The following is a 7,143-nucleotide window of genomic DNA, read 5'->3' on the forward strand; positions in this document are numbered from 1 at the left end:
TCGCTGAAATTCCTTTGCCGTATACATTTACCATTTTCGGATAAGTCTAATGCATTGCAGCAAGCTAGTTAAAACCTAAATCCCAAAAATTCATAGCACAAATAAATACCTGTTTTTACTGAAAACGAGGAGTTTCATGTCCACTTCCCGTATAGTTACTTATTGTGAATTTTTCTCAAAAATCTTCGTTTTTACCACAATTTATGCAATGGTATCTGGAGAATGCGTAGCAATCGCTAATCAAATTCCACAAATATCTGAGTTTCCCAAGTATGAAGGATCAGCCAAAGACTTACAACCAGTTGCACAAATAACACCTGAAAATACTCCAGCATCTACAGAAGAACCAGATATTGAATTAACAGTCATCGACAAGCTATTGAATGAACCCGTTTACTCACCCTTTCGCCGCGAAGGGACAGTGAAAGATTCCACCCGTCCGGTTTACGTAATTACGGGTGAAGAGATGGAAGCGCAGGGTGCTAGAACAGTCAGAGAAGCGCTAAAATTTCTGACAGGTATCTTGCCTGATGGTACAGTTGGCACAGAAGTAAACGCCTTAAGCGGTCAATTTATCCGGGGTTCTAACTCTGCACAAGTCTTAATTTTGCTTGATGGTAGACCAATTAACGATTTGGGTTCCGGTGGTTTTGACCTTTCAGAATTTACCACCAATATCGTTGAGAGAATCGAAGTATTACCAGGTGGTGGTTCTACCCTTTATGGTTCCGATGCAATTGGGGGAGTGATTAACATTATCACTCGTCGTCCCACAGAAAAAGTGACGACACAAGCGGGTATTAATTTTGGTGCGTATGGGTTAAATCAGCAGACTATCAACAGTAGCGGAAAAATAGGAGATATTGGTTGGGTTGTAGGTTACAACCGTACTGAAGGCAAAAATAACTATCCTTTTTCTATCCCAGAAGCGAACTTCAAGGGAACTAGGGAAAATAATGATGTTCTCTACAATAACTTTAATGTCAAGCTAGAGGCGGATTTAGGAAAGCGTAACACCCTAACCCTGTCAACTCTATATTTAGGTAAAGACCAAGGAGTACCAGGAGGAGTCCCCATTCCTGAACCATTATTTGGTCAAGGCTATTTTAACTCATTGACGGATAGCGATCGCAAATACACAGACCAAGTTCTCACTGATTTAACCTGGAACTCAAAATTAGGAGGTGGAGATGATTCACTGCTAACAGCCAGAGTTTACGCAGATTTCCTTAACACTCGTTATGATAGTCGCAATTCATCCCAAGCACGGTATGATAACGGGCAGACTTCTTATGGATTGCAAACACAACACAGTTGGAAATTTGCTCATAATCAAACCCTAGTTTATGGCTTTGATTACCGCAATGTATCAGCGACTAACAGTACATTCGATTTTTCTGCTAATACAAAAACAGTCATTTACGACGATAGTATTAGTCAAGGAGCGCTATTTGCTAGATATGAAATTAACTTTACCCCTAGTTTGACTGCTAACTTAGGTTTACGTCAAGATTTTAGCAGCTTGACAAATGGCTCTTTTACATCACCAAGTGTAGGAGCAAAATTTGCACTTACAGATTCTACTACTTTCAGAGCTAATTATATCAAGAATTTCCGTGCGCCGAATCTTTTCAGCTTATATGCGAATGGTGGTAGTTACGTTGGTAATCCTAATCTCCGTCCAGAGAAAGGCGATAGTTATGATATCGGAATTGACCAAAAGTTAGGCAACTTTGGTTTATTGCGCTTGACCTATTTCAACAACACAATATCAGATTTAATCGCCTATAATTTTGCTGTTCCGGTAGCTACTTACGAAAATATTGGTAAGGTTCGCACTACGGGAATCGAAGCGGTTTTAAATTTGCAGTTAGCGAAGAATATCTATGCCTTTGTTAGTTATACAGCAAATGACCCCCGAATTTTGAAAAGTACAAATTCTGCCGAAGTTGATAAAGAATTACGATTCGCAGGTGCAGATAGTTTGAATGCAGGACTTTCTTATGAAACTTCTCAAGGCTTATATGCTGGAATACTGATGCATTCTTTGGGTGCATATCCCACAAATAATACTAATACGGAATCTTTGTCTGGTTATACTACTTTTGATTTCAAAATGCGGGTTTCTCTAAGTAATACATTAGTATTAACAGGCAGTTTAGATAATATCTTTAACCAGAGATACCAATTATTTCCTGGTTTCCCTGATGGAGGGAGGGTTTTTCAAGTTGGGTTGAGTTCTACGTTTTGAAGTCAAGAGTTTTTTCACGCAGAGAGGAGTTTTGAATGACTGAATTTAATTGTTGGGTGACACCAGTAAATAAGGTTGTGATTGAGGCTTTATCTACTGAGGGGTCTATTGAATATGAATATTTTGATTGTAGTACCGATGTTTTGTCGTCGCTACTTTACACTTTATTTCAGCAAAATTGGCAGCAGGTAGGGGTAGGGCATATTGTTCAAGGAGGTGTATTAGAATTAGAATTTAATGCTCCACCTAAAATTTGTATCCTCTATGATGGATACCTCACAGTAGTTACAGAAAGCTGGCATTTGCACCTATGTATTGAGGCTAATTTAGGTGGCCCCCATTGTAAGACTCCCTTAGAATTAAGGCAGCAACGTCAAGTAAATCGTGCTGCATTTTATCGACGGTTTAATGCAGATGGTATCCCTAGAAGTTGGGGAATCGATTTTTGGAATGGTGCAGATGAAAACCTCATGACTATTTTCTTGCCAAATCCGTATGTAGAAGGTGAGAATTTATTACCAGAAGGTAAGCCGAATTTATCAAAATTAGCTCTTTATGAGGAACTACGAGATATTTATGTATTGGGAAACCAGCCTATACCGTTTACTAAAAACCCCTTGAAGCATTCTTATATCTCAGTTTGTACCTCAACTCGCTGTCTTCCTTCACGCAAATGGCAACCCACATTTGATGCTTTAAAATCAGCAGTTGAAAATGTAGGTTTAGACATAGAAGTGAGAACATCTGGCTGTTTGGAAGTTTGCCAACAAGGGCCAGTAGTATTTTATTCTGATGATAGAACTTGGTACACTCGCGTTCAACCAAATGTAGCTGAAATTATTGTCAATGAACATTTGGTAAAAGGTAACAAAATTATTGAACATTGCTATCCACCAGAGTCTTTGTAATTTATCCTTTTTAAAATCTCACGTAAAGATATAAAGTAGTCCTCTTGGTATTTCTCTCTGGGCAACGAACACTTTCTTCTCCTGACGAAGACACTGCGCGTAGCTTGCTTGTATTGTAGGGGTACAAGCCATGAAAACCCGCCCACGGAAATATCCTTCTCTGTGTCTCTGCGTGATAAAAATCATATTTATCTCAAACCCAATGAAATTGGTAAAACTGACTCACTCAAAACCCATTATTTTTTTATGCAACTTCTTTTTAATTGCCACTTTAATTATTGCTTGTCATAGTACAGCAATTAACACATCTACAAATACCAATAATAACGGCTGTATTCAAAAATATAACCCCAATACTGATTACTTCCCTAATAAAATTAAAATTACTCATGCAACGGGTTTAACAGTAGAGTATCATAAACACTACAAAATCGTCACTATCAAAAATCCTTGGCAAAATGCTAACACAAAGTTTCAATATGTTTTAGTCCAATGTGGAACTCCCACGCCAAAAGGATTTAATCAAGCGCAGGTAATTACAGTTCCCATTAATTCTATAGTTTCTCTATCTACTACTCATTTACCCCACCTAGCGAAATTAGGTGTAGTTGATAAATTGATTGGTATTAGTAATACTAAACAAGTCAATACTCCTGATGTCGTCGAGAAAATTAAAACCGGAAAGATAGCACAAATAGGGAATAATTCTAATGTGGATATAGAAAAATTATTAGAATTAAATCCTGACTTGGTGACAACTTTTGGTACTGGAAATTCTCAAACTGATAGTTATGCCAAACTTACGGAGGCGGGTTTGAAAGTGGGGATAAATTCTGAATATATGGAAGATACGCCATTGGGAAGAAGCGAATGGTTAAAATTTACGGCTCTGTTTTTTAATAAAGACGAGCAAGCAGAAAAAATATTTAGTGAAATTGCCAATAAATATGAAAGAGTAGCTGAAAAAGCTAAATCTGTAAAAAATCGTCCAACTGTATTTGTTGGGTTCAATTTTAAAGGAACTTGGTATATGCCTGGAGGCAAAAGTTATATAGCTAAATATCTGGCTGACGCAGGAGCAAAGTATCTCTGGCGTGATGATAAATCCTCTGGTAGTTTACCTTTATCTTTTGAAGTTGTTTTGGAACGTGCAGCTAATGCTGACTACTGGTTGAATTTTAGCCAATCTTGGAATAATTTAAAGGATTTAGTCGAAGAAGATAATCGCTATGCTGATTTTAGGGCTATGAAAACAGGGAATCTTTACAATAATAATGCCCGTGTTAATGGAAGTGGAGGTAATGATTACTGGGAAGGCGGAATCAGTAACCCAGATATGGTTTTATCTGACTTGATTAAAATACTGCATCCAGAGATATTACCTAACCATCAATTATTTTATTACCACAAACTTAGTTAATAATGTTAAACGGAAAATATAAATTTAAAATTCCCCTACTAACCCAAAAAACTCCGGTTTTCAAAACCATTATTTTTTTAATTATACTTATAAGTTTAATCTTGGCTTTTTTATTAGACTTGGCTTTAGGTTCAGTTGATATTCCTCTTAATAAAGTAGTCAAAATTTTGCTAGGACTTGAACCAGAAAAAGTGACATGGACTCATATTATTCTCAAATTTCGCCTACCTAAAGCTTTAACTGCAACTTTAGCAGGTGCAGCTTTAGGTGTGAGTGGCTTACAAATGCAAACCCTATTTAAAAATCCCTTGGCGGGGCCTTTTGTATTGGGAATTAGTTCTGGTGCAAGTTTAGGTGTAGCGTTAGTTGTACTGACAGCAAGTGCTACGACACCAACATTATTAGCAGATTTGGGGATAATTAGTGATTTTGCTTTAATCATAGCCGCAAGTCTAGGTGCAGCATCAGTTTTAGGGATGATGTTAGTTGTTTCTCGCCGAGTGCAAGATACGATGACGTTACTAATTTTAGGTTTATTGTTTGGCTATGCTACTAGTGCAATTGTTAGTATTTTGTTGCAATTTAGCTCAAAAGAACGTATCCAAAGTTATATTATGTGGACTTTTGGTAGTTTTGCTGGGGTAACTTGGAAACAGTTAGTTGTTTTAATTCCTGTGATACTTTTGAGTTTATTGGGAGCAGTCTTGCAATCAAAATCTTTGAATGCACTTTTACTTGGTGAATCTTATGCATGTAGTCTAGGTTTAACGGTGCAGAAAACTAGATTTTCTATTATTACTAGTGCATCTATATTGGCTGGAGCAATTACTGCTTTTTGTGGCCCCATCGCATTTTTAGGTGTAGCAATTCCTCATCTTTGTCGTAGTCTTTTTAATACTTCCGACCATCGAATATTAATCCCTAGTGTAACAATGATGGGTGCAATATTAGCATTGTTTGCAGATTTGTTTTCTCAACTTGCGGTAAGTCAGATGGTTTTACCTTTAAATGCTGTTACTGCTTTGATTGGAACTCCTGTTGTTAGTTGGGTTATTCTGCGGCGTAATTCCCAAAAGTCTTTTTAAGATTTTTGAAACGCAGAGGTACGCAGAGTGTTTTTAAGGTGAAGTTTCTTATGAGTAACTCGATTTTAACAACTCATAACTTGACTATCGGTTATAAGACATCCCGAAAAACTGTTCGGTGTGTTGCATCGGATATTTCGGTATCTCTGCAAGCTGGGGAACTGGTTTGCTTACTTGGCCCCAATGGTGCGGGTAAATCTACATTACTGCGATCGCTCGCTGGAATGCAACCCCCAATTGTGGGGGAAGTGCGACTCTTGGGAGAAAATATTTACAAGTTAGCACCACAAGAATTAGCCAAACGTCTGAGTTTGGTACTCACTGAGAAAGTTGATGTGGGAATGCTATCAGCCTACACCTTGGTAACTCTGGGACGATATCCTTACACTGATTGGTGGGGAAATTTGACACCCCAAGATGAAGCTATAGTACATTGGGCAATAAAATCTGTAGGAGCAGTACACTTAGCACAGCGCCAAGTTAGCGAATTAAGTGATGGTGAACGCCAAAAAATTATGATTGCGCGTGCGTTGGCTCAGTCGCCTATTGTGATGTTACTTGATGAGCCAACAGTATTTCTCGATTTACCACGACGGGTGGAAATTATGCAATTGTTGCGTCAGTTAGCACGGGAAACGAATCAAGCGATTCTCCTTTCTACTCACGATTTAGATTTAGCTTTGCGTCTGGCTGATAAAGTTTGGCTATTAACAGCTAATGGTATTTTACACGTTGGCGCACCAGAAGATTTAGTGTTGAGTGGTGCATTTACTGATACTTTTAAGAGTGAAGGTGTAGAGTTCGATGTTGCTTCTGGGGAATTTCATCTCCATACATCCCACAAAGGAGAAATTAATTTGATAGGTGAGGGTATTGCAGCAACATGGACTATTCGTGCTTTACAAAGAGTGGGATTCTTGGTTACTCGAGGTGCAAAGTCTTTTACTGTAGAAGATACGACGCAAACACAAATCTCAGTAGAAGTTATATCAAACTCTGCACAAGTTTTGTGGCGAATCGCAAACAATAACACTGTGTACACTCATCATTCATTGTATGAAATGATTAAATTTTTGGATTGTTTATAAAAGCATTGTTCCTAATTGATTGAGATTCTCTAACTGTATAATCAGGAAAAATTACGAAATAGCTCTAATATTCGCTGTTGCACTCGTTCTATAACTACTCCCTCCTCAGCAGATAGCCCATCAAATAACATCTCATATATTAATGGTACGCCCAACTCTAACTCTGATAAAAGTGTACGCTGGCTAAATACATCTTGTGGTTTACCTTCTAGCATCAGCCGCCCTTTATGCATGACAAAAACCCAATCTGCCCACCGATAAACTAAATCTAAATCATGGGTTGCCATTAATAAAGTGGTTCCATCTCGATGAATTTTTTTAAAAGTTGCTATCAAGTAGGGGAAGAGCTGGCGAAGCTGTCAGGAAGTGCAAACTAAACTGTTTAGTTTAA

The 7,143-nt window shown here is 37.9% G+C and carries 5 protein-coding genes and 1 pseudogene; 5 read left to right on the plus strand and 1 reads right to left on the minus strand.

Translation table 11 applies throughout. The annotated features are described in order from the left end of the window. The first annotated feature begins 208 nt into the window (after window positions 1-208). The 5 genes from RMX89_RS34190 to RMX89_RS34210 all read left to right on the plus strand — a co-directional run bounded on the left by RMX89_RS34190 (window position 209) and on the right by RMX89_RS34210 (window position 6,752). Window positions 209-2,251 carry a TonB-dependent receptor gene (locus RMX89_RS34190; protein ID WP_322692112.1) on the plus strand — a complete coding sequence of 681 codons (2,043 nt, stop codon included), beginning with the start codon at window positions 209-211 and terminating at the stop codon, window positions 2,249-2,251. A 35-nt stretch (window positions 2,252-2,286) separates the two neighbouring features. Next, the gene (locus RMX89_RS34195) at window positions 2,287-3,159 is read left to right on the plus strand and encodes a (2Fe-2S) ferredoxin domain-containing protein (RefSeq protein WP_322692108.1); all 873 of its coding nucleotides are present in this window, start codon (window positions 2,287-2,289) and stop codon (window positions 3,157-3,159) included. A gap of 202 nt (window positions 3,160-3,361) precedes the next feature. Next, entirely contained in the window at window positions 3,362-4,579 is a 1,218-nt protein-coding gene (locus RMX89_RS34200) for an ABC transporter substrate-binding protein (RefSeq protein WP_322692109.1), read from the plus strand. Window positions 4,580-4,581: 2 nt separating this feature from the next. Beyond that, the gene (locus RMX89_RS34205; RefSeq protein WP_322692110.1) at window positions 4,582-5,664 is read left to right on the plus strand and encodes an iron ABC transporter permease; all 1,083 of its coding nucleotides are present in this window, start codon (window positions 4,582-4,584) and stop codon (window positions 5,662-5,664) included. A gap of 50 nt (window positions 5,665-5,714) precedes the next feature. Next, window positions 5,715-6,752 carry an ABC transporter ATP-binding protein gene (locus RMX89_RS34210; RefSeq protein WP_322692111.1) on the plus strand — a complete coding sequence of 346 codons (1,038 nt, stop codon included), beginning with the start codon at window positions 5,715-5,717 and terminating at the stop codon, window positions 6,750-6,752. 41 nt (window positions 6,753-6,793) lie between these two features. Here the strand turns inward: RMX89_RS34210 and RMX89_RS34215 are convergent. Next, a pseudogene (locus RMX89_RS34215) lies at window positions 6,794-7,087 on the minus strand (cobalt ABC transporter ATP-binding protein); the annotation flags it as partial. Between the last annotated feature and the right edge of the window lie 56 nt (window positions 7,088-7,143).

This window comes from Nostoc sp. DedSLP04, from assembly GCF_034530775.1.
Taxonomy (GTDB): domain Bacteria; phylum Cyanobacteriota; class Cyanobacteriia; order Cyanobacteriales; family Nostocaceae; genus Nostoc.